We start from the raw sequence: 23,033 nt of genomic DNA on the forward strand, positions 1-23,033 counted from the left end.
CTTTAACCCGTCTTGATCCAGACGGCCTTCACGTTGAGATATTCCTCGACGTGCTGCTTGCCGGATTCGCGGCCGTAGCCGCTCATCTTGTAGCCGCCGAACGGCACGGCCGGGTCCATCGCCTGATAGCAATTCACCCACACCGAGCCGGCCCGCAGGCGCTTTGCGACCGCATGCGCCTTGGTGACGTCGCGCGTCCACAGGCCGGAGCCGAGGCCGAATGTGGTGTTGTTGGCGCGCTTGACCAGTTCGTCCATGTCCTTGAAGGCGATCGCGGAGATGACGGGACCAAAGATCTCCTCCTGCGCGATGCGCATGTTGTCCTGGACGCCCGCGAACACCGTCGGCGAGACGAAGAAGCCTTTTGACAATGCGCCCTCGGTGACCCGGCCGCCGCCGGCGAGAGCCTTTGCCCCTTCCTTCTGGCCGATGTCGAGATAGCCGGTGACGCGCTCGAGCTGCTGCTCGGAGACTAGCGGGCCGATCTGCACGTTGGGATCGAGCCCGTTGCCGACCTGCAGCTTCTTGCCGAACTCGGCGACGCGGCCGACGAACTCCTCGTAGATCGCCTGCTCGACGAACAGGCGCGTGCCGGCGCTGCAGATCTGGCCGGAATTGGCGAACACCGCCATCGCCGCACCCGGCACGGCAGCGTCGAGATCGGCATCGGCGAACACGATGTCCGGCGACTTGCCGCCGAGTTCGAGCGAGACGCGCTTGAGGTTGCCGGCCGAGGCACGGATGATCGACTGGCCCGTGATATGCGAGCCGGTGAAGGCGACCTTGTCGACGTCATGGTGCGCGGCGAGTGCCGCGCCCGCGGTCTCGCCATAGCCGGGCACGACATTGACGACGCCGGGCGGAATGCCGGCTTCCATCGCGAGCTCCGCGATCCGCAGCGAGGTGAGCGGCGCTTCTTCCGCCGGCTTGAGCACCACGGTGCAGCCGGTGGCGATCGCAGGTCCAATCTTCCAGATCGTCGCGGTCAGCGGGCCGTTCCAGGGAATGATGGCGCCGACGACGCCGATCGGCTCCTTCAGCGTGTAGGAGAAGATTTCGCCGGGCAGCGAGTTCTCGATCGTCTCGCCGTGGATCGCCGTGGTCTGCCCGGCGTAATAGCGCAGCATGCCGACGGCGCGCAGCCGATAGGCGCGGGTGCGGCTGAGCGGCGCGCCCATGTCGAGCGTGTCGAGCTGCGACAATTCATCGAAATTCTTCTCGACGAGGTCGGCGAGCCTGAGCAGCAGGTTCTGGCGCTCGAACGGCTTGACCTTGCTCCACGGACCTTCAAAGGCGCGGCGGGCCGCGGCGACCGCGCGATCGATGTCTTCCTTGTCGCCCTCGGCAACGGTCGCGAGCAGCTCGCCGGTCGCGGGATTGTGAGACTCGAAGCGCTTGCCGGAAGCGGCATCAACCCACTTCCCGTCGATCAGCATCTGCTTGTAGGACCCGTTGGCAAACGGATGGCGCGTGATCGGAATCGCCTGCGACACAGCCATGGCTGTACTCCCTAGGTAGCTGATTGATTGGGCTCGATCTTGCAGCGATCGTTAGGTCGAACAGAATACAGCGATGCCGGAATGGCGTAAAGTCGGCGCGGAACGAAGCGCTGCCATGCCGACTTGTGCAGTCGCACAACTGCCATGTTATAGCTCGACCAAGAACAAGTTCCGGAGAACTGCCATATGTCGCATCCTGTCATCGCTAAGGGCAATGTCGCCGTGATCACCGGCGGTGCATCGGGCATCGGTCTTGCTGCCGCAACGGCCTTTGCACGGGCGGGAATGAAGGTGTGCATCGTCGACGTCGACGAGAGCAGGCTGGCGGAAGCTGCAACAAAACTGTCATCCCTTGCGGGTGCGGCGAATGTGATGATTTCCGCGGCCGATGTCAGCCGGGCCGAGAGCGTCATGGAACTGGAACGCGCGGTCGGCGCGCGTTTCGGCGGCACCGACCTGCTGATGAACAATGCCGGCATCCAGCCGGGCAGTACGCTGTTCGGCGAGCCGGACAATTGGCAGCGCATCATCGGCGTCAACATGTGGGGCATCATCAACGGCACGCGCATCTTCGCGCCGAACATGATCGCGCGCGGCAAGGCCGGGTTGATCATCAACACCGGCTCCAAGCAGGGCATCACCACGCCGCCCGGCGATCCCGCCTACAATGTCTCCAAGGCCGGCGTGAAAGCCTTTACGGAAGCGCTCCAGCACGAGTTGCGCAATATTAGGGATTGCCACATCACCGCGCATCTCTTGATCCCCGGTTTCGTCTTCACCGGGCTCACCGCCAAGGGCCGCACGGAGAAGCCGGCCGCCGCGTGGTCGCCGGAGCAGACCGTCGACTTCATGCTGACGCGGCTCAAGGCCGGCGATTTCTACATCCTCTGCCCTGACAACGACGTGCCGCGCGCGCTCGACGAGAAGCGCATGCTGTGGGCCGCCGGCGACATCGTCGAGAACCGCCCGCCGCTGTCGCGCTGGCACCCGGACTACGCGGATGCGTTCGCGAGGTTCGTAAAGGGCTAGGCGGGACGCCTACAGCGTCTCCTGCTTGTGCCCGCAATTCTTGCAGGCGAATTTGACGCGGCTCTGGCCTTTTTCCGCCTGGACCCGGTTTGGCGCGCCGCATTTGCCGCAGACGGCCTCGATGCGGGTGGTGCCCTGCTTCACGACGATGGCTTTCTTTTCCATCGATTCGCGGATCAGGCGCTCGGCCTCTTCACGCAGGGATTGTTTCGACAAAGCTCGTCTCCGCCTTTGAAAGCGCGTGAGCCATATCGCACTTGCGTTGGAATCACAATCGGCAATGCCCGATCAGACCTCGACAATCACATAAGAGTCTTCGACGTGGACCGGAAACGTCTCGGCCAAATACGGCCCCTTCTGTAATTCGTCGCCGCGCTCGACCGCGACCGGATAGGACCGGATCTTGACCCGTTTCGGGTCGAACCAGGACTGGCCGCTCCGCATGTCGAACTCCCAACCATGCCAGGGACAGCGCAGCATCTCGCCGACGCGCGATCGCTGGTAGACGCCAGGCTCGGGCGAGGTCAGCCGCGCCACGCAGGCCGCTTTCTCTAGCGGCGCGCCTTCATGCGGGCAGCGGTTCAGCAGCGCGAAGTACTCGCCATTGACATGGAATACGACGATGTCGCGGCCGGCCACATCGACGACCTTGTTGCCGCCGGGCGGGATCTCCGAGGTCGATGCGACGATGTGACGGGCCATAGGGTACAGAACTCGGGATACAGAACTTGCGACCTAGAACTTGTAGACCGCGCGGGCATTGGTGCTGAAGATCTTCTTCCGCTCGGCTTCGGTGAGCGGGGTCTTGAAAGCGAAGCGCGGATCGTCGAAATCCCAGTGCGGATAGTCCGACGAGAACAAGAGACGGTCGATTCCGACCCATTCCATCAACGCGCGCAAATGCCGCGCCTCGTCGGGCTCGTCGATCGGCTGGGTGGTGAACCAGAAGCTTTCACGCACATATTCCGATGGCTTGCGCTTGAGATGCGGCACCTCGCTGCGGAAGCGCTCGAAGTGCTGGTCCATCCGCCACACCGCCGAGGGGATCCAGCCGAAGCCGCCTTCGATGAAGACGATCTTCAATTTCGGGAAACGCTCCGGCACGCCCTCGATGACGAGGCTCGCAAGCTGCGCCGCGATGGTGTGGGCGTTGGACTGGTGCTCCTCGACATAATAGGACGGCCAGCCGCCGCCTGATGGCGCGTGGCCGCCATAGCCGCCGACATGGATGCCGAGCGGCAGGTCGAGCGCCTGCGCGCGCTCGTAGATCGGCCAGTAGCGGCGGCGGCCGAGCGGCTCGTTGGCGCGCGGCGAGACGTTGATCTGGATGTATTCGCCTGTTTTGGCGCAGCGCTCGATCTCGGCGATGGCAAGGTCCACGCCATCCTGCCCGACCAGGATCGAGGCCTTCAGACGCGGATCCCGGTGCGACCAGAATGCCAGCTGCCAGTCGTTGATGGCACGCTGGATCGCGGCGCCGAATTCGAGGTTCTGCTGCGAGAAGATGAAGAGGTCGAGCACCTGCAAGATCCCGAACTCGACATCGAGCGGATCGAGGTGCTGCTTCTGCATGAAGGCGAGATCGGAGCCGGGCGGCCCGCCGGTCGGCGGCCAGGCGTCGCGCCGCGCGATCAGCGGCGAGGAGCGCGGATAGGGCGTGGTGAAGAGATAGGGCGTGCGCAGATGGCTGCCATATTCCTTCAGGTGCTGCTGCCAGCGCTTCGGCAGAAACTCGCTGAGATCGTCGGTCGAGCGCAGGCTCGGATGCACGTCGCAATCGACGATGCGCAAGCGTGTTGCGGCAGGCTTCTCGTCGCAGCGCAGCGGACGGTCGATGACGTCGCTCATGCGAACCTCCTAGAATTTAGTTGACCAGCGACAGCCGCGGAAACGTCTCCAGCGGATTGTCGACGCACATCTTCGCGATAATGCTCTTCGGCAGATGCGGCGGGATCGGATCATCGCCGTCGAACTGCCAATGCGGATAGTCGGACGCGAACAGGAACATCTTTTCCGAACCGATCTGATCGATGATCTCCGCGACGCTTTCGGCATCGCCCGGCGCATCGAACGGCTGCATGGTGACGCGGAAATTGTCGCGGATGATCGAAGCGGGCTCGCGCTCGACCCAGGGCACCTCGACGCGAACGCCGCGCCAGGTCTTGTTGGCGCGCCACATGAAGGCCGGCAGCCAGCTCACGCCCGACTCCATCAGCACGACCTTCAGGTTCGGAAACTTGCCGAACACGCCCTCGTAGATCAGGCTCAGGATCTGCGCCTGAAACGCCTGGGCCTCGACGAAGTAATATTCGTAGCGGTACGACGGCCAGCCCGCCGAGCTCGGCGCCTGGCGATATTGCGTGCCGGCATGAATCGCGAGCGGCAGCTTGTATTTCTCCGCGAGCTGATAGACCGGCCAGAAATGCCGGCGGCCCAGCAGCGTCTCGCCCTGCGCCAGCACCAGGATGGAGACGAATCTGTTGTCACCCGCGCGGCGCTCGATCTCCTCGACGGCGAGGTCAGGCGCCTGCATCGGCACCACGATGGACGCGCGCAGGCGCGGGTCGCGCGACAGCCATTCGGCGGCGATCCAGTCGTTGATCGCCTTGCAGAAGTCCGCCGCCATGTAGGGATCAAACACGGCCTGGGCGCCATAGAGCACGTTGAGGATCGCGTGGCTCGCGCCGAGCTGGTCGAAGGCACCCTGCTGCACCATCGCCAGATCCGAGCCCGGCTTGGCACCATTGGCCGGCCGCCAATCGGCCCGGCCCGACAGCGGCATATTGGGCGGATAGGAGGTGAGATCGAGGCCGTCGATGGCGCGGCTCACCACCTGCTCTTTCCAGTGATCGCTGAGATAGGGCAGCAGCGTGGTGCGCGTGCCACCAACCGCCGGGTGGATGTCGCAGTCGATCCGCGTCACCGCCATGGATGCTTCCTCGGGCCATCTTTATTGGCGGCATTCTCCGCACCGCCTGGGCAGAGTGCGCCGGCCCGTGTCCCGGCGCAAGAGAGCACGCATGCGCGATCCGTCATGGCTCGGTTGCATTTCGCAGGCGCGATATGCTGTCAGGTCGCCATGATCAAAATGCGCTGCACCAACGCGATCGCAGTCTCGGTGGCAGGATCGGCCGACGTCACGGGAACCGCGAGCGCGAGAATATCGACCGGATCGGACGAGAGCACGACGAGATGCGTCGCGTTGCTGGCAGCCATCAGCGAGGCCAGCCGCTCCACCGCGGGATCGATCGGCTGATGTCCCCATGGCGCATCCGCGCGCCGCAGCACACGATGGCTCGCCAGACGATGGCGCAGCAACAGCGGATCATAGGCCGCAAGCTCATCCTCGCGGTAACGTCTGGCGCTCTCGAACAAGGGATGACGCAGCAGCTCGGCGATGAGCTGGTCGCGCGTTGTCGCCGGCGAGCTCGCGACCGAGCTCAGCACGCCCGAGGCGCGGGATTCGAGCAAGGACCGCAAAGTATCGGTCATGAGGCCGATCGCCAGCACGCCTGACACGGCGATGGCGCAGAAGCGCACAACCTGTGCAGCGTCGACGTCGGGGGCGACGAAGGCGGCAACGAGCCCGAGCAGTGCCGAGCTGACCAGCCGGAGCACGGTGAGCAGCACCGCGTGCCAGCGCGCTTCGCCGCTGCTGCCGGCGATCAGCATGGCGGTGACCACGAGCAGCGCGCCGAGCGCGCCCAGCTTGACCGGCATGTTCGGCATCAACGCACCGAAATCGGTGACGATGAAAGGCAGCACGATGACGGCGCCAAGGGTCATGCGATCGATTGCGCGGTTCTCCGAGGCCATCAGCGACTGACGGTCGCGGGCTGCGAGCAGAACCGCGCAGGCCGCAAACCCGAAGAGCTGGAACAGTGCCAGCGCGACGGCGTAAGGCGTGTCGAAACGTTCGAGCCCCAACCCACCGCCAAGGCCGAGCACCACGGCGCCGATGATCACCGCAAGCTTGACGGCACGGGGCGCGTGCCGCCGCAGCATTCCCTCGGTCACGATCAGCGCGCCGAAGGGAATGGCGGCGGCGGGAATCACCGAGAGGTCGTCGAGCAGGCTGCTTGCGGTCAACCACGCGATGCTTCGCACCAGAAACAGCAGCGCAACGATGCCGAGCGCGATCAGGAAGCGGCCGGTCAGGGGACTCTGCGCGTCGCGGCGGTGAAGCGCCAGCATGGCGACGACGAGCCCGATCACGCCGCAGACATTGACGATCGCATTTGCAATCACTGATGATGTCATCGGCCACGCTCCTGCCGGGGCCGCAACGTGCCGAACGTCCTGTCGTCGTCGAGCCAGTGCAGGACCGGCAGCACCAGCCGCTGCAGTCCCAGGAACAGGGAAGCAACCAGCAGGCCGGGCAACGAGCCATGCGGCACCTGTTCGAACAGGTAGGCGCGCGCGGCGGCCAGATCGATGCGGCCGATCTGGAGCACGTCGTCGCCGCGCTCATAGTCCAGCTCCCGGGCGCAGAACTCGGAATATTGCGGATCGCGATGTTTCGGCGCCTCGTCGAACGTCTTCTTCAGCGCGTCGGAACCGCCGGTATAGGCGTTCGTAATGACGAAGCGGCTCTCGTCGAAGCCGGCCTCCTCGCCGACCCCGAACACGGCGCGATGCTGCCGCATGATGCCGCGGGCGAGCTGAAGATGGGCAAAGCTCTGGCGCGCCTCGGGCCGCGGCGACGGATAGACGTCGGAGAAGGTCGCGGTGACCATGCCGACCACGGACGGCACCTGGGTCACATTGGAGATCCAGCGCGGGCGCAGGCCGTCGCGCAGGAACAAGACGAGCGTGGTCAGGCCGTAGAGCACCCATGACAGCCCCTGCCCGCGCGCATCAGGATCGACCATCACGAGCCCGAGGTGGGTGACGTCGACGGGCGCACCGTCGAGCTCGACCTGCATCACCGACAGCGCGTTGAAGGCGATCGGGCGCCCGCTGTCCTCCTCGGAAATCAGTGTGACGATGGCGCGTGAAAGGCGCTCGCGCTCGCCCGGGAAGATACCGTAGGTCAGCTCATTGGCAGGCAATGTCTTCGCGGCCACGATGCGCAGCTGCGCGACCAGTTTTTCGAGTTCGTCCTGCGACAACCACCGACCGGGGCTCTCGACGATGCGGGTCAACTGGCCAGGGTGGGTCCGCAAGGAAAGGTCGATGGCCGGCTGGGCAAAGGCTTTGAACCAAAACGCGGCATGGTCGCTCAGCCGCCGGATAACGTTCCCGACTCGTCCCGCAGTTTGGTCGCTGCCAGATGCCACCATATCGCTTGCCCGTCATCCGAGCCGTTCTTCGCGCGAGGCCATTAAGGAGCGATAAGTACAACCTGCTGCGGTGCAGGCAGGGTAAAGGAATTGTTGCGGGCCCACCGCAAAACGGCGCGATGAAGCGGCGGATGCCTCGGCGTCCGCCGCTCAGATCGCAAGCGCGATCGCGTGGCGTTACGCCGCACGCGAGCCGCGCTCGACCTCCATCAGCAAACGCTCGGCCTTGGCATCTTCGATACGATTCACCAACCGGCCGCTCTCGTGATTGTCGCGCATCGTCTTTGTCATGGTGATGCAGGACTGCGTCAGCATCAGGAAGCCCATGGCAAGGTAGCCCTTGACCGAGAGATCGAGCGGCAGAAAGAAAATGCCCATGCCGACCATAAAGGCCGAGGCGGCGAACGAGACGTAGGTGAAAGTAACCCAGGCGTGGCTGTGGGACGGGGTGGTCGGGTTCATATTGGTCTCCTGTTGCTTGACGTCGAGGTGAATGATCATCGTTGAGTTAGGCAGTCGGTGCGCGCTTGGACTTCAACCGCGCCAGCACGTCGTCCGCGGTTGTCTTGAGGCGGGGGCCAAAGCCCTGTTCGGCGAGTTTCTCGGCGGTGGCCAGCGGGCCGGTGGCCGCATCCAGCTCGACCAGCGCGTCATCGGCGGCCTGGGCTTCGATCTGGCGCTCGCGCAAGCGGCGCAGGGTGCTCTCCGCCTCCGGCAGCGTGGATTCGTAAGGACGCGCCGCCTCGATGCCGCTGCGACGAAGCGAGCGCACGGCCTCCGAGGCGCGAGCGACGCGGCGGCCGCGATCGAGCTCGGTAATGCGCGCCTGCGCGTTCGCGACGTGACGCTTCAGCCTGACGATCTCGGTCGCGAACAGCGCCCGCGCCGTCAGCGCCGCATCGCGGTCGGCTTCGAGACCTGCGATGGATTCGGCGGCTTCCTTGGCGAGATCCTCGCGGCCGCCATCGAGCGCCGCGACCGCGCGGGTCTCGAGATCGGCGATGCGAGCGACGGTCGCCTCGAGCTTGCGGCCTTCCTGCTGGTCCTGCGCAATCGCCAGGGCCAGCGTCCGCTTGCTGCGCTCGACCGCTGCAGCCGCATCGCGCATCTGCTGGTCGAGGATCAGCAGGGCCGTACGATCCTCCAGCTCCTCACCGGCGGCGGCCACGCTGCCGCGGAAAAGTGTGACGACGGTCTTGAACATTGCTTGCTCCCTGTTATGAGCATTGCTCACAGACGCCTTCTAGCATATCTTGAGCGACGCTCAAGAGAAATTTTGAGCAATGCTCACGAATTTTGGTTAACAGATGACTAAAGCCTTGGAACGTCGAGAGAAACTTCGGATCGACCTGATCCGGTCGGCCGAGCGGATGATCGCCGAGAGGGGGCTGGCGGGCCTGAAGACGCGCGACCTCGCCCGTGAAATCGGCTGCGCCAATGGAGCGGTCTACAATCTCGTCGCTGACGTGGACGAGCTGATCCTCCGCGTCGGCTCGCGAACGCTGCATCGACTGGACGATGCGCTCAGCGCCGCGGAAGGCGCGGGCGACCCTCCCCCCCAGGAAACGCTGGTCCGCATCGCCATCGCCTATTGCGATTTCGCCGCGGAGAATCTCCAGCTCTGGCGCGCGCTGTTCGAGCATCGCATGGAAGCCGACAAGATCGTCCCCGACTGGTCGATCGACGATCAGATGCAATTGTTCAGGCACATCTACGTGCCGCTGGCCGCGCTGTTTCCCAAACGCAGTCCGGAGGAGCTCGGCATCACGGCGCGCAGCCTGTTCTCGGCGGTGCACGGCATGGTGGCGCTTGGACTGGAGCAGAAGCTGGTCGCCGTGCCGCTGCCGGCGTTGCGCAGGGAGATCGCGGGCCTCGTGCACGCGATGATCGACGGATTGATCGCGCGGGCGGCGTAGCGGCCGCGAGGGCGTCAGGGGGCCGAAAGCGAGCGCTGACTAAAATTTCGCCTGTCGCATCGCGACTGGCGCGCTTAGCCTTTGCCACGTCCCTCCCCCACTCTCCCTTCGGAGTTCCCATGTCCCTCCTCATCCGCGGCGGCACCGTCGTCAATCATGATCACTCGCGCCGCGCGGACGTGCTGATCGAGGGTGACAGCATCGTCGCGATCGGCGCATCGATCGCGGCGCCGACAGGTTGCGAGATCATCGACGCCGGCGGCGCCTACATCATTCCGGGCGGCATCGACCCCCACACTCATCTCGAAATGCCGTTCATGGGCACCGTCACCGCCGATGATTTCGAATCCGGAACGAAAGCCGCGCTCGTGGGTGGCACCACCATGGTGGTGGATTTCTGCCTGCCCGATCCTGGCCAGTCGATGCTGGCGGCCTATCAGGAGTGGCGGCACAAATCCGAGAAGGCCGCGACCGACTACGGCTTCCACATGGCGGTGACGTCGTGGTCGAAGCAAATCCATGACGAGATGGAGATCGTGGTCAAAACCTACGGCATCAACACCTTCAAGCACTTCATGGCCTACAAGGGCGCCCTGATGGTGAATGATGACGAGCTCTATAATTCGTTCGCGCGCTGCGCCCATCTCGGTGCGATGCCTGTCGTGCACGCGGAGAACGGCGATGTCGTCGCCCTGATGCAGGAGGCGCTGATCGCGCGCGGCGTCACCGGCCCAGAAGGCCATGCCTATTCGCGGCCGCCGGAGGTCGAGGGCGAAGCTACCAACCGCGCCATCATGATCGCCGATATGACCGGCACGCCCGTTTATATCGTGCACACCAGCTGCCGCGAGGCGCACGAGGCGATCGCGCGGGCGCGGGCCGCAGGCAAGCGCGTCTATGGCGAGCCGCTGATCCAGCATCTCTTGCTCGATGAGCGCGAATACCAGAACAAGGACTGGGATCATTCCGCCCAGCGCGTGATGTCGCCGCCGTTCCGCGACAAATCGCACCAGGACAGTCTGTGGGCCGGCCTGCAGTCAGGCTCGCTGCAAGTGGTCGCGACCGACCATTGTGCCTTCACGACCGAGCAGAAGCGCTTCGGCCTCGGCGATTTCAGGAGAATCCCGAACGGCACCGGCGGTCTTGAGGATCGCCTGGCGCTGCTCTGGACCGCCGGCGTCACGACAGGGCGTCTGACCAAGGAAGAATTCGTCGCGGTGACCTCGGCGAACATCGCCCGCATCCTCAATATCTATCCGCGCAAGGGCGCGATCGCCGTCGGCTCGGATGCCGATCTCGTGGTGTGGGACCCGAAGGCGACGAAGACCATCAGCGCGACGCGGCAGATGAGCCGGATCGATTACAACGTGTTCGAGGGCTTTGCCTGCACCGGCGGGCCTGCCGCGACGCTCTCGCGCGGTCGCATCGTGTGGAAGGATGGCGATCTGCGGGCCGAGGCGGGCGATGGGCACTATGTCGAGCGCCCGGCCTTCTCGCCGGTGCATGTCGCCAATTCCACCTGGAAAGAGCTGACCGCCCCGCGCGCGGTGACACGCGGAGCGGTCACCCCGTAGCGGCGTTTGATGTCGGCTGCGACGCCATGAAGCGCGGCCGATGGCACGCGCCTTGCCTCTTTGGATAGCGATCGCTCTCAAGGAGGCACCTTTGAGCCCATCGTCGTTCGATTTGACCCGCCGCAGCATCGTATTTGGCGGTCTCGGCGTCGCCGGAATGACGATCGTCCCGTCGCTCGTCCAAGCACAAGCGCGGGCCGAGACCTTGCTGGTGGTGCAGGAGCTCGGACCGAACTCGCTGGACATGCAGGGCGTCGGCTCCAACCAGACGGTGAACGGCCTGTCCTGGAACTGCTACGACCGCCTGCTGACCTATGCTTCGAAGACGCTGCCCGATGGCACGCTGTCTTACGACCGCGAGAAGCTTGCCCCCGAGCTTGCCGCGAGCTGGGAGGTTGCCGCCGACGGCATGTCCTGCACCTTCAAGCTGCGCAAGGACGCGAAATTCCACGACGGCACGCCTGTGACTGCCAAGGATGTCAAATGGTCGTTCGATCGCGCGGTGAAGGTCGGCGGCTTTCCGACCTTCCAGATGTCGGCGGGATCTCTGGAAAAGCCCGAGCAATTCGTTGTGGTCGACGACCACACGTTCCGGATCGACTATGTCCGGAAAGACAAGATGCTGCTGTTCAACGTCGCGGTCGTCGTGCCCTTCATCATCAATTCCGAGCTCGCCAAGAAGAACGCGACGGCGGAAGACCCGTGGGCACTGGCCTGGCTCAAGACCAACGAAGCCGGAGGCGGTGCCTACCGGATCGAAAGCTGGAAGCCTGGCAGCGAGACGGTGCTGACGCGGTTCGATGACTGGAAGAGCGGGCCGCTGCCGAAAGTGAAGCGCGTGATTGCGCGCGACGTTCCTTCCGCCGGCACCCGCCGCGCCATGCTGGAGCGGGGGGACGCGGACATCTCCAGCGGATTCGCCCCGCGCGATTTCGAGCAGATCATCCGAGAGGGCAAGGTCAAAGTTTCAGGCGTGCCGATCCCCAACGCGCTCTGGTATGTCGCGCTGAACACCGCGAAGCCGCCCTTTGACAACATCAAGCTGCGCCAGGCCATCGCCTGGGCGATGCCGTATGAGCAGATCCAGGGCAGCGCCTTCTTCGGTCGCGCTGTTCCGATGTATGGCGGCGCGGCGGACGTCTCTAAGCCGGTTTGGCCGCAGCCATTCCCCTATGTCACGGATCTCGACAAGGCCAAGGCGCTCATGAAGGAGGCCGGCTTCGAATCCGGCCTCGACACGACGCTGTCGCTCGACACCGGCACCGCCACCGTCGGGGAGCCGACCGCAATCCTGATCCAGGAGAGCCTCGCCAAGATCGGCATCAAGGCGGGGATCGAGAAGATCCCCGGCGCGAACTGGCGCACCACGCTGAACAAGAAGGAGTTGCCACTCGCGCTCAACCGCTTCAGCGGCTGGCTCGACTATCCCGAATATTACTTCTACTGGAATTTCCACGGCAACAATTCGATCTTCAACATCTCGTCCTATCAGAACAAGACGATGGACGCCCTGATCGACAAGGCGCGCTTCACCACGGATGACGCCGAGTACGACAAGGCCGTCAAGGATTTCATCGCGCTATGCATGCGCGACGTTCCTGTTGTCCCGCTCAATCAGCCGATCCATGATGTCGCTATGCAGAAGGGTATCTCAGGCTACGAATTCTGGTTTCACCGCGAGCCGGACTATCGCCAGTTCGTTAAGGGCTGATTCTTTTCGACGATGCGAATGGCGCCCAAGGCCGCCCGCGCCTGCTCGATCGCAAAGCCTTTCTCCAGCCGCGCCGCGCTCGCGCGCAACATGGCCCCATCCAGCTTGCCGTGCCGGGATCCGTCGAGGGCGCATCCAAAGATCCGATAGAATTGCGCGCCGTCATAGGCGACCAGCAGCAGGTCGACGCCGGCATTGATGGCTTCGACCACGGCCTTGCAGACGTCGTGCTGATAGATCGCGCCCATCACGAGATCGTCGGTCATCACGATACCCTGATACTTCCAGGTGTCGCGAATGATGCCGTCGACGACGCGTTTCGAATGCGAGGCCGCGCGATCAGGATCGACGGCCGTGAGGGTTACATGGCCCACCATGAGCGCGCTGCGCGACTGTGACAGCACCTCGCGGAACGGCAGCCAATCGGTCGCTTCCAATTCCCTGACCGAAGTGTTGAGATTGGCGCTGAAATGGTGGGTGTCGGTACGCACGCGGCCGATACCCGGGAAATGCTTGAGCGTGGCGCCGACGCCGGACTTCTCCAGTCCCCGCACATAGGCCGTCGCGATCGTGCTGACGACGGCCGGATCGGTGGCAATCGCGCGCTGGCCGATCAGCGTGTGGAAGTCGAGGCGGTTGCGCGGCTGCGGCGGCTTGAGATCGAGCACCGGCGCGAGGTTGAGATTGACGCCAAGGCCGGCAAGCTCGCGGCCGTGGATGCGACCGAACTCTTCCGCTTTGACCTGCTGATCGTCGGGTGCGAGCGCCGCCAGCGTCGCCAACGCCGGCACCTTCGTCAGCGGCGGTGCGAGATGTCCGACGATGCCACCTTCCTGGTCCGCCGCGACGATGAGTGGCGGCAGGCCGGCCGCACGCCTGATGTCCTGAAGCGCCGCGATCTCGGCGTGTAGCGCATCGACCGTCCGGCCGCGGATGTTATGCCGGGTGACGTAGACGCCGCCGATCAGCCCCTGCCCGGCAAGGCGCGCCACCTCGGGGAAGGACGAATAGCCGACCACGAAGTGCGGCCCGAGCTGACGCGCCTCGGCCACATCGGCGCTGAGCACGTCATGCTTGCGCAGCTCAAAGCTGACATGCGCGACCGCCATCAGGATCGGCGGCAGGCACCAGAGCACGACGAGCAGCTTGCCGGGCAGGCTGTGCCAACACCCGCGCCGGAGCAGCAGGGCGGCAATTACGACGCTTGCGACGACGAGCGCGACGTTTCCAACGCCACGCAACGCGAGCAGATAGGGGTCGTTCTTGTTTGCGGCTACGAATGCGAGGAGCGGCGCGGCAGACCAGAGCAGGACGAGGCCGATACGACGGAGGAATTGCATGATGCATCGCGTCCGAGCAGTGGCGGATGTCTCGCACCTATCAAGGCGATTGACGCGGCGCGAGAGCCAAAAGCGGGCCTGCACGAAATCTGCAAAAGACTCCTGAAACCATGCAGAGCTTGATCCCTCCTTCTGCATAAGCGCCGGTCAGACTTCGTGGTGCACATATCACGAAAGGTCTTTCGGACATGACGAGCCTGGCATCGATGATCGCAGCGGACCTGCAGCCGAACAGGGCATCCCCAATTCCAGCCAAGATCGGGCTTGCGCTGGCGCTGGCCGCGCTCGCGGACTGGTTGTTCTATGGCGAGCGGATCGGGCTGTCGCTCCCGCTCTTTGCGATCGCAATGGTCTGCGCGTCCATGCTGTTCAATCATGCGGCCCTCGATCGGCGGCGTGCCGTGACCGGCGCGGTCATTCTCGTCGCCGGTCTCGTGCCGGCCGTCGAGGAGCTCAACAGTTTGTCGTTCCTGATCCTCCTCGCCGCGCTGCTCATCGCCCTGCTGCTCGCAACCAATCCGGAGACGACTGGTCTGGCGGACCGCCTTCGCGCGCTCCGCAATTTTATCCTGCTCGGGCCCTTCAGGTTCTTCCTCGAAGCGCTCCAGGTCTTCAACATGTCGGCCTTCACCCGCGGCATTGCACTCTGGCTGCTGCCGGCCGCGCTCGGCACCGTTTTCGTCGCGCTGTTCGCGGCGGCCAATCCGGTGATCGAACAGTGGGTGCTCCTGCTCAATCCGAAGCTCATTCTCGACTATGTCAGCCTTCCGCGCCTGCTGTTCTGGACCATGATGCTGGCGCTGGTCTGGCCGTTCATCGATGTGCGCTGGCGGCGCAGGACGATTGCCACCACTGATATCGCCGAGCCTGACGAGCCGCCGGCACTCGCGCCGGTCATCTCGGCCCAATTCTTGGGACCATCGACGATCCTGCGCTCGCTGATCCTGTTCAATCTGCTGTTCGCGGCACAGTCCATTCTCGACGGGCTCTATCTCTGGGGGCACGTGGCGCTGCCGGCCAACATGACCTACGCGGCCTACGCCCATCGCGGGGCCTATCCGCTGATTGCGACCGCGCTGCTCGCCGCTGCCTTCGTGCTGGTCGCGATGCGACCCGACGGGCCTGCCGAGAAATCGAACGTGATCCGTCCGCTGGTCTATCTCTGGGTCGGACAGAATGTGCTGCTGGTCGCCTCGTCCATCTTCCGCCTCGATCTCTACGTGGACATCTACATGCTGACCTACTGGCGAATCGCGGCCTTCATCTGGATGGGGCTGGTGGCGCTGGGGCTGATCCTGATCACGGCGCGCATCGTGCTCGTCAGGTCCAACCGCTGGCTCGTCGCCGCCAATCTGATCGCGTTAACGATCGTGCTGTATGGCTGCTCCCTGATGAACTTCGACGCGTTCATTGCAGACTACAATGCGGCACACAGCCGGGAAGTCTCGGGCAAGGGCATGTCGATCGATACAGGCTATCTCGCGCGGCTCGGACCACAGGCTTTGCCCGCCATCGAGAGGATCATGCGGATTCGTGCCGACGGCACCCTTGTTGGGTGCCACGATCGCCTTGTAGATACTCAGCGCTTGGACATGGCCTGGCGGGCCTGGGGCTTCCGCAGCTGGCGGCTGCAACGCCGGCTGGAGGCGGAGGCCAGAGGCGCGTCCGGCGGCCAGCCGGCAGGGTAAGCGGAGAGTTTCCTTGGCGCATCGCATTCTCATCGTCGACGACGAGGGCCACATCCGCGAGGTCATCCGCGTCGCCTTGAAGAGAGCCGGCATGGACGTGATCGAGGCGCGCGACGGCAAGGAGGCGCTCGCCCGCTTTGCCGCCGACAGGCCCGATTTGATCGTGCTCGACATCGGCATGCCCGAGTTCGACGGCCTCGACGTCTGCCGCGAGATCCGCAAGGTCTCCGATGTGCCGATCCTGTTCCTGTCGGCCCGCGACGAGGAGATCGATCGCATCCTGGGCCTCGAGATCGGCGGCGACGACTATGTGACGAAGCCGTTCAGCCCGCGCGAGCTGGTGGCGCGGGTCAACGTGATCCTGCGCCGCCTGGCGCCCCGCAATGGCGAGGCCAAGGCCAGCCCCGCGGCGCTGTCGCAGGGCGGCCTCCTGATCGACGCCGAGCAGCATGTCGCGACTTTTGCCGGCACGCCGCTCAAGCTGACCGCGATCGAGTTCGGCATCCTGCGCGCGTTCCTGACCCGGCCGACCTCGGTGTTCAACCGTGAGCAACTGATGCGGGCCGCCTATCAGCTCAACATCCAGGTCTCCGACCGCACCATCGACAGCCACATCCGCAACATCCGCGCCAAGCTGGCGGCGCTGAATTGCGAGAACGTGATCGAAACCATCCACGGCGTCGGCTTCAAGCTCGGCCGCTGCGAGAAAGAGGCATGAGCGCGGCGCCGGACAAATGGCGGCCATCGCTTGGGCTCGTCATCTTCGCGGTGCTCGCAACCGTCGCCGTGCTGCCGCTGGTCGGCCTGTTCTTCTTTCGCCTCTATGACAACCAGCTGATCCGCCAGACCCAGGCCGAGCTGATCGCGCAGAGCCGCGTGCTGGCGACGATCTATGCGCAGGAGGTCACGGCGAGGCTCGACAGCGGCCTGACGCTCGGCGCCGAGGTGCCGGCGAACGTGCTGCCTGACCCCGGCGACCAGGTCACGCCAATCCGGCCCGCACTCGACCTCACAGCGAATGATCTGCTGCGGCGGCGGCCGGATGCGCTGCCTGCGCCCCATCCGGCACAAGCCGGCTATGTCGAGATCGGCGCCAGGCTGACGCCGATCATCCGCGAGACGCAGAAGGTGACGTTGGCCGGCTTTCGGATCCTCGACCCGCAGGGCGTGGTGATCGCCGGGCGGCAGGAGGTCGGGCAGTCGCTCGCCCATATCGAGGAGGTCGCCGACGCGCTGCATGGGCAGTACCGCGCGACCTTGCGCAACCGCGTGCCGGACAAACCGCCGCCGCCGATCTATTCCTTCAGTCGCGGCCTTGGCGTGCATGTGTTCTCGGCGATGCCCGTCATCGTCAACAACCGCGTTGCCGGCGTGATCTACACCACGCGGACGCCGAGCAACATTTTCGATCATCTCTACCAGGAGCGGGCCAAGTTCGTGCTGGCGGGGCTTGCGGTGATCCTCGGCACGATTGCGATCGGCCTCGTCTTCTCACGCACCATCACGCGGCCGATGCGCGAGCTGATCGATCGCGCAGCGCGGATCAGGAGTGGCGACCGCGAGGCCTTCCAGCCGCTGCAGCACTACGGCACGCGGGAGTTCGCCCAGCTCTCGCACAGCTTCCTCGGCATGGCCGAGCAGCTCGCGAGGCGGTCCGACTATATCGCGACATTCTCCGCCCATCTCACCCACGAGCTGAAATCGCCGCTGACTTCGATCAAGGGCGCGGCCGAGCTGTTGCAGGATTCATTTCAAGGCAAGTCCGACAGCCTGACCCCCGCGGAGGAGCGGAGCTTCATCGCCAACATCCTGTCGGACACAAGGCGGCTGGAGGCGATGGCGCAGCGGCTGCGCGAGCTCGCCCGCGCCGAGACCCTGCCGCAGAACGAGCGCACGGAGCTTGCGCCCGTCATCGCCGACCTCCGCAGCCGGTTTCCCGCAAGCCGCATCGAGGCGACCGGCAGCCTCGACCGGGTGATCGGCATGTCCGGCGAGAAGGCGCTGATCGTGCTGTCGCATCTCGCTGATAACGCGGTGCGGCACAAGGCCGGGACCATAAGGCTGGAGGCGGTAGACGAGCGGACGACGCTGAAGCTTGTGGTGAGCAATGACGGCGAGCCAATCTCGGCGCCGAACCGCGACAGGATCTTTGACGCTTTCTTCACGACCCGGCGCGACCACGGTGGTACCGGGATGGGCCTTGCGATCGCGCGCGCGGTGATGGCGAGCCATGGCGGCTCGATCAGGCTCGTGCCGACCTATGACGGCGTCGCCTTCGAGCTGCAATTCCCTGTGGCCTAGATTGCAAACACCCAGGCGGCGACGATGGTGCCGATGGTGACGAGACCAGCGATGGTCCAGCCAGCGGCGTATTCGAGCTCAGGATGACCGGTTGCCCGCATGATCTCTACCGGATCGGCACTATGCTTCTCTGCCATGACAGCCTCGCATGTTTCTTCCCGCGTCAATAGATAAGTCGCATCAGCCGCCATTAGGTTCCATCACGGAAATGCGAGGAATGACGCAGCTTGGTCTATTCGCCCAGGGAGAAGCGGGGCCCGCCGGCCTTCGGCACATCGACAATTTTATCGACACCATGACCGAGCAGGAGCTGATCGGCCACGTCGCAGCATTGCCGCTGCAGCGCTTCCAGTTCGGCGCCTTCGAGGGCAACCGGCGCGTGGCGTGGTTCGGCTATCAATACGACTATTCGCAGCAGCGGCTGACCGAGGCCGCGCCGATCCCAGACTGGGCCGCGCCGATCGCGCGGCAGGCGGAGGCATGGGCCGGCCTGGCTGAAGGCAGCGTGCGACAGGTGCTCTGCACCTGGTATGATCAAGGGGTCGGCATCGGCTGGCATCGCGACAAGCCGCATTTCGACAAGGTGCTTGGACTGTCGCTCGGCACGTCCTGCAAATTCCGCTTCCGGCGCCGCCGTGGCGAGCAATGGCAGCGCTACACGCTTGAGGCGCTGCCGCGCTCGCTCTATCTGATGGACGGCGAGGCGCGCTCGCAATGGGAGCACAGCATCCCGCCGGTCGAGGCACCCCGCTGTTCGATCACCTTCCGGACGATGAAGCAGACCTGACCAATCCAAAACTCGAAAACAACCCCATGCACAGTAGAACGCTGTGCCTGTGATGATCTGACGCGATTGTGAGACACGCGCGGCGCGATCGGCTTTGCCGCATCGACATCCCGCTGTTAGGATGCATCGCCTACGTTTGCTATTTTAGGTTTGGTCTACTGACCTGCCGGCTTTTTCTGCCGGCCGCACATCGATCCGTTTTCGAACACCTGAACGCTTTCGATCCAACAGGACGTGCGTCCGCAATCCAGGTTTTCAAGTCCAGGTTTTCCAGCGCGCCAACCCGTACAAGGAGGAAATACTATGTCCCCTAGTGCAACTCCCCACATGGTCGAACTTCCCAACTCAGTCCATCAACTGCCGACAGGCTCGAAAGCGATGCGCCGAACCAACGGCCAGCGCTGGATCGAGCTGACGCTCGGCGTCAAGCGATCCGCCGATCTGCCTGATCTGTCCGATCTCGACAAGAAGCTTCCGAGAGAGCGCAAATACATGACGCGCGACCAGCTCGCGAGCAATTACGGCTCCGATCCCAAGGCCATCAAGTCGATCGAGGACTTTGCCAAGGCGCACAAGCTCGTCGTCACCCGCAACGAGCCCGCCGCCGCGCGGCTCGGCATCGCAGGCACGGTCGACGACGTCAGCGACGCCTTCGGCGTCACGCTGTTCGACTATTCCCATCCGAAGCTCGGCGACTTCCACGCCCGCACCGGCCCGGTGCACGTTCCGGCGGAAGTCGGCGATGCCATCACCGGCGTATTCGGCCTCAACAACCATCGTGTGCTGCACCGCTCGCGTCATTCGGCGACGAGCGCAAAGCCGGATTTCGCCAGCTCGGTGCGGCACTGGTTCATCCCGACCGAGCTCGCGGGCATCTACGATTTCCCCAAGATCGACGCCAGCAAGCAATGCATCGGCCTGCTCGAATTCGGCGGCGGCGTGGAGACGCCCGACGTCGCGGCCTATTTCGCCAAGATCGGCGTTCCCGCGCCGGAGGTTGCGGTCATCGCGGTCGACGGCGTCTCGACCGATCCGGCCGGCGATCCGGATTCGACCGGCGAGGTGATGCTGGATGTCGATGTCGCCGGCGCGCTCGGCGGCGGCGCCAAGATCGCGACCTACTTCTCGACCTTCGACGAGAAGGGTCTGGTCGATTGTCTCGCCAAGGTCGTCAGCGATTCCGTCAACGATCCCTCCGTCGTCTCGATCAGCTGGGGCTGGGACGAGAATCAGGCCTTCAACAACAGCGGCGTGATCTGGTCGCCGGCGGCGATCGACCATTGCAACCACAGCTTCCTCGCGGCGGCCCATCTCGGCATCACGTTCTGTGTGTCGACCGGCGACGACGGCTCGGAAGCCCAGATGCAGGACGGCAGGGCGCATGTGAACTTCCCCGCAACCAGCCCCTATGTGCTGGCGGTGGGCGGAACCACCTTGCATGCGCGCGCGAACGCCAAGAAGCAGGTGCAGATCACCGAAACCGTCTGGAACGACGGCCCGGGCAGCGGCACCGGCGGCGGCGTCAGCGACATCACGCCTGTGCCGAGCTGGCAGAACGGCATCGTGCCGAACTCGATCAATCCCAGGCATTTTGCCGGACGCGCGATCCCCGACGTCGCGGCCAATGCCGATCCGGCCACGGGCTATCTGACGATGTCGGGCGGCAAGCTCGAGATTGCCGGCGGCACCAGCGCCTCCGCACCGCTGTGGGCGAGCCTGATCGCCCGGATCAATGCTGCGCTCGGCGCACGCTCCGGCAATTTCAACGCCCTGCTCTATTCCAAGTTCGGCCCATCAGGCGTGCTGCGCGACATCACCGTCGGCAACAACGACACCGACGGCCTGCTCAGTGGACAATACAAGGCAGGTCCCGGATGGGACGCCTGCACCGGCTGGGGCGTGCCTGGCGGCAACAAGCTGCTCAACGCGCTTCAGGGCGGGCCGAGCAGCTAGACGAGCGGATGAGGCGCAGGCGGGCAGGTCGCCTGCCTGCGCGCCATATCGATGTCGGCCGCGTGCCCCGCGCGGTCGATTTCATCTTGATCTCCCCTGCATCGGGTAGGACAACAACGATCGGGATGTTCGCGAACGCACCACGATGTAGCTTCCCCGGGACGAGACATCTATCATAGGCTCAGCCAGCGCCGCGGCCGAGACGCCGCGACCGGAGAGGCGATCATGAAGCTAGCGATCTCAGCCTGCCTTGCCGGTGCCGTGCTCGTCGCCGGCGCCACGCATGCCGCAGGCGCTTCCGGCGCCACATCGACGAAAATCTCCGGCTCCACCGCGCTGGCGCTGGCGGGCGTGATCGCGCCGCTGTCGCCGCTGCTCTCGGGCGCCGAGAAGAAGGCGGTGGCGATGCTGTTCGCCGCCAATGCCGACATTCCCTACAAGAAGCCGATCGTGGTGACCGCAGACAGGATCGTCTGCCGCACCAGCAATGTCGACATCACCTTGCGCAACTGCGAGGTCTCCTTCGGCAAGAAGGTCAAAACCGTGAACGGGTCCACGGCCAACGAGATCTTCGCGACCGAGGCGCTGGCAGGCATTCCCTCCGACGGCGCGGCGGGTTCGAATTTCGAAAGCCTGACCAAGCTGAGCTGCACGATCGACCCCAACGCGATCAGGCAGAAGGACGGCAGCGGGGCGGACTGCACGTTCCAGCCGGGCAACTGATCCAGACGCGAAGAGCGCAGCGAGAGTGCCGTGAAATCGCCGCAAGATGATCTGACAAGATGACGTAATAAGGCGATTTGAAAAGACAGGCCAAACCCGCCTTCCAATATGGAGCGCGCAAGGCCGGCACCCCCATGATGAAGAATTGTCTCGTCCTCCTTCTTGCTCTGACCGTGACAGCCGCCTCCGCGCATGGCCCGTCGCCGGCGCGGCCGAGCGTGCCGTCCGACCTCGTGCTGACAGGCCTCACCGACAACGACACCACCGCCGGCGGCGCCGCACGGCTGTGCGAGCAGGTCACCTTTTCGCGCGGCCTGCGCTATGGCGACAGCGAGGCCAATGTGCTCGACGTCGCCACCAGCGAGGCCACCAAGGCGGATACGCCGCGGCCGGTGCTGCTGTTCGTGGCGGGCGATACCTTCACCGGCGACCGCGGGGCGCCGGACCTGTCCCGCGAGATCCAGGACGAGGCGATGTGCTTTGCCGCACGCAACGGCATGATCGGCGTGCGCGTGAACTATCGTCTGGCTCCAACGGCGACCTGGCCGATGGGCGCGACCGACGTCGGGGCGGCGCTGTCCTGGATCCACGGCAATATCGACCTGTTCAACGGCGATGCCCGCGAGATCGTCGCGGTCGGTTACGGCGCCGGCGCCTTCCATGTCGCGAGCCTGCTGGCCCATCCCGAGCTCCAGGCCGATCGCGCCGATGTCGCTGCCGTCGTGCTTGTGTCCGGCATCTATCGCGCCGGCAAGGATGCCAGCGACAGCGAAAAGGCCTATTTCGGCGCTGATGCCTCGCAATATGACAAGCGCTCGGTGTTTCCCGGCATCCTCAATGTCGAGGAGCCGATCGTGCTGGCGTGGTCCGCCAACGATCCGGCGGGCCTGGTCGCGCAGGGAGAGACCCTGAAGAAGACGCTGTGTGGCGCCGGCCACTGCCCGCGCACCACGATCCTGCGCAGCCGCGACGGCATCGCGGCCGCGTTTGGGCTGGACGGTTCCGGCGACAGCCTCGCCGAGCCGACGCTGCTGCTGGTGCATCAGTTGGAGGCCCGCGGGCTGCCGTAGGGTTGCTCGACTAGCCATTCGCGCCGTTTGCTGGGCCACCCTCTCCCCGCCCTCCCCCACAAGGGGGGAGGGAGCGGAGCGGAGTGCGAGACGACGCTTTGCGCTCATCTCTCTGGTGCGACCAAGACATTCACCACAACAAAAGTGCGTTCCCTCCCCC

Annotated in this window: 22 protein-coding genes; 11 read left to right on the forward strand and 11 right to left on the reverse strand. The window is 64.7% G+C overall.

Translation table 11 applies throughout. From position 1 onward, the window contains the following. Positions 1-2: 2 nt before the first annotated feature. A complete protein-coding gene (locus G8O24_RS20320) occupies positions 3-1,499 on the reverse strand; it encodes an aldehyde dehydrogenase family protein (RefSeq protein WP_188102374.1) in 1,497 nt (498 codons plus the stop codon). Between the two features lie 186 nt (positions 1,500-1,685). On the opposite strand from G8O24_RS20320, the gene G8O24_RS20325 reads away from it, so the two are divergent. Continuing rightward, positions 1,686-2,528, forward strand: a complete 843-nt coding sequence (locus tag G8O24_RS20325) for an SDR family NAD(P)-dependent oxidoreductase (protein WP_188102376.1) — start codon at positions 1,686-1,688, stop codon at positions 2,526-2,528. Between the two features lie 9 nt (positions 2,529-2,537). On the opposite strand, the gene G8O24_RS20330 is transcribed toward G8O24_RS20325, so the two are convergent. The 8 genes from G8O24_RS20330 to G8O24_RS20365 all read right to left on the reverse strand — a co-directional run bounded on the left by G8O24_RS20330 (position 2,538) and on the right by G8O24_RS20365 (position 9,014). Continuing rightward, positions 2,538-2,744, reverse strand: coding sequence for a hypothetical protein (locus G8O24_RS20330; protein ID WP_188102378.1), 207 nt, complete (start codon positions 2,742-2,744; stop codon positions 2,538-2,540). 72 nt (positions 2,745-2,816) lie between these two features. Next, positions 2,817-3,230 carry a Rieske (2Fe-2S) protein gene (locus tag G8O24_RS20335; RefSeq protein ID WP_188102380.1) on the reverse strand — a complete coding sequence of 138 codons (414 nt, stop codon included), beginning with the start codon at positions 3,228-3,230 and terminating at the stop codon, positions 2,817-2,819. A gap of 33 nt (positions 3,231-3,263) precedes the next feature. Beyond that, positions 3,264-4,376 carry an amidohydrolase family protein gene (locus G8O24_RS20340; protein WP_188102382.1) on the reverse strand — a complete coding sequence of 371 codons (1,113 nt, stop codon included), beginning with the start codon at positions 4,374-4,376 and terminating at the stop codon, positions 3,264-3,266. Between the two features lie 16 nt (positions 4,377-4,392). Further along, positions 4,393-5,457 (reverse strand): amidohydrolase family protein, encoded by a 1,065-nt coding sequence (locus G8O24_RS20345; protein ID WP_188102384.1) that lies wholly within the window; start codon positions 5,455-5,457, stop codon positions 4,393-4,395. 140 nt (positions 5,458-5,597) lie between these two features. Then, positions 5,598-6,788, reverse strand: coding sequence for a hypothetical protein (locus G8O24_RS20350; RefSeq protein WP_188102387.1), 1,191 nt, complete (start codon positions 6,786-6,788; stop codon positions 5,598-5,600). After that, entirely contained in the window at positions 6,785-7,810 is a 1,026-nt protein-coding gene (locus G8O24_RS20355; RefSeq protein WP_188102389.1) for a hypothetical protein, read from the reverse strand. Before G8O24_RS20355 ends, G8O24_RS20350 begins: the two co-directional genes overlap by 4 nt. A 177-nt stretch (positions 7,811-7,987) precedes the next feature. Then, on the reverse strand, positions 7,988-8,272 hold the full coding sequence (locus G8O24_RS20360; RefSeq protein ID WP_188102391.1) for a YiaA/YiaB family inner membrane protein: 285 nt from the start codon (positions 8,270-8,272) through the stop codon (positions 7,988-7,990). Positions 8,273-8,318: 46 nt separating this feature from the next. Continuing rightward, positions 8,319-9,014 carry a PspA/IM30 family protein gene (locus tag G8O24_RS20365; RefSeq protein ID WP_188102393.1) on the reverse strand — a complete coding sequence of 232 codons (696 nt, stop codon included), beginning with the start codon at positions 9,012-9,014 and terminating at the stop codon, positions 8,319-8,321. Positions 9,015-9,117: 103 nt separating this feature from the next. Between G8O24_RS20365 and G8O24_RS20370 the strand changes: the two genes are divergently transcribed. The 3 genes from G8O24_RS20370 (at position 9,118) to G8O24_RS20380 (ending at position 13,011) form a co-directional block, all read left to right on the forward strand. After that, a complete protein-coding gene (locus G8O24_RS20370) occupies positions 9,118-9,726 on the forward strand; it encodes a TetR/AcrR family transcriptional regulator (protein ID WP_188102395.1) in 609 nt (202 codons plus the stop codon). A 119-nt stretch (positions 9,727-9,845) separates the two neighbouring features. Continuing rightward, positions 9,846-11,300, forward strand: a complete 1,455-nt coding sequence (hydA, locus tag G8O24_RS20375) for a dihydropyrimidinase (protein ID WP_188102396.1) — start codon at positions 9,846-9,848, stop codon at positions 11,298-11,300. A 91-nt stretch (positions 11,301-11,391) separates the two neighbouring features. Next, a complete protein-coding gene (locus tag G8O24_RS20380; RefSeq protein WP_188102398.1) occupies positions 11,392-13,011 on the forward strand; it encodes an ABC transporter substrate-binding protein in 1,620 nt (539 codons plus the stop codon). Here G8O24_RS20380 and G8O24_RS20385 read toward each other — a convergent pair. After that, positions 12,987-14,351, reverse strand: coding sequence for a glycoside hydrolase family 3 N-terminal domain-containing protein (locus G8O24_RS20385; protein WP_188102450.1), 1,365 nt, complete (start codon positions 14,349-14,351; stop codon positions 12,987-12,989). The genes G8O24_RS20380 and G8O24_RS20385 overlap by 25 nt on opposite strands. Positions 14,352-14,539: 188 nt before the next feature. On the opposite strand from G8O24_RS20385, the gene G8O24_RS20390 reads away from it, so the two are divergent. From G8O24_RS20390 to G8O24_RS20400, 3 genes are read left to right on the forward strand one after another with little or no spacing between them, the layout of a single operon-like run. Beyond that, the gene (locus tag G8O24_RS20390; RefSeq protein WP_188102400.1) at positions 14,540-16,039 is read left to right on the forward strand and encodes a DUF4153 domain-containing protein; all 1,500 of its coding nucleotides are present in this window, start codon (positions 14,540-14,542) and stop codon (positions 16,037-16,039) included. A gap of 13 nt (positions 16,040-16,052) precedes the next feature. Then, entirely contained in the window at positions 16,053-16,757 is a 705-nt protein-coding gene (locus G8O24_RS20395; protein ID WP_188102402.1) for a response regulator transcription factor, read from the forward strand. Beyond that, positions 16,754-18,340 (forward strand): ATP-binding protein, encoded by a 1,587-nt coding sequence (locus G8O24_RS20400; protein WP_188102404.1) that lies wholly within the window; start codon positions 16,754-16,756, stop codon positions 18,338-18,340. The genes G8O24_RS20395 and G8O24_RS20400 overlap by 4 nt, the downstream gene beginning before the upstream one ends. Here the strand turns inward: G8O24_RS20400 and G8O24_RS20405 are convergent. Beyond that, positions 18,337-18,477 carry a hypothetical protein gene (locus G8O24_RS20405; RefSeq protein WP_164938899.1) on the reverse strand — a complete coding sequence of 47 codons (141 nt, stop codon included), beginning with the start codon at positions 18,475-18,477 and terminating at the stop codon, positions 18,337-18,339. The two genes, G8O24_RS20400 and G8O24_RS20405, sit on opposite strands and share 4 nt — an antisense overlap. 80 nt (positions 18,478-18,557) lie before the next feature. Here G8O24_RS20405 and G8O24_RS20410 point away from each other — a divergent pair, with 80 nt between their 5' ends. From G8O24_RS20410 to G8O24_RS20425, 4 genes are all read left to right on the forward strand, one after another. Further along, positions 18,558-19,127 carry an alpha-ketoglutarate-dependent dioxygenase AlkB gene (locus G8O24_RS20410; RefSeq protein ID WP_188102406.1) on the forward strand — a complete coding sequence of 190 codons (570 nt, stop codon included), beginning with the start codon at positions 18,558-18,560 and terminating at the stop codon, positions 19,125-19,127. Positions 19,128-19,505: 378 nt separating this feature from the next. Beyond that, positions 19,506-21,080, forward strand: a complete 1,575-nt coding sequence (locus G8O24_RS20415) for a S53 family peptidase (protein WP_188102408.1) — start codon at positions 19,506-19,508, stop codon at positions 21,078-21,080. A 225-nt stretch (positions 21,081-21,305) separates the two neighbouring features. Further along, positions 21,306-21,803 carry a hypothetical protein gene (locus G8O24_RS20420; protein ID WP_188102409.1) on the forward strand — a complete coding sequence of 166 codons (498 nt, stop codon included), beginning with the start codon at positions 21,306-21,308 and terminating at the stop codon, positions 21,801-21,803. Positions 21,804-21,937: 134 nt separating this feature from the next. Further along, complete coding sequence (locus tag G8O24_RS20425) at positions 21,938-22,873, forward strand: alpha/beta hydrolase (RefSeq protein WP_376708126.1); 936 nt, start codon at positions 21,938-21,940, stop codon at positions 22,871-22,873. Positions 22,874-23,033 lie beyond the last annotated feature (160 nt).

This window comes from Bradyrhizobium campsiandrae, from assembly GCF_014529705.1.
Lineage (GTDB): Bacteria > Pseudomonadota > Alphaproteobacteria > Rhizobiales > Xanthobacteraceae > Bradyrhizobium > Bradyrhizobium campsiandrae.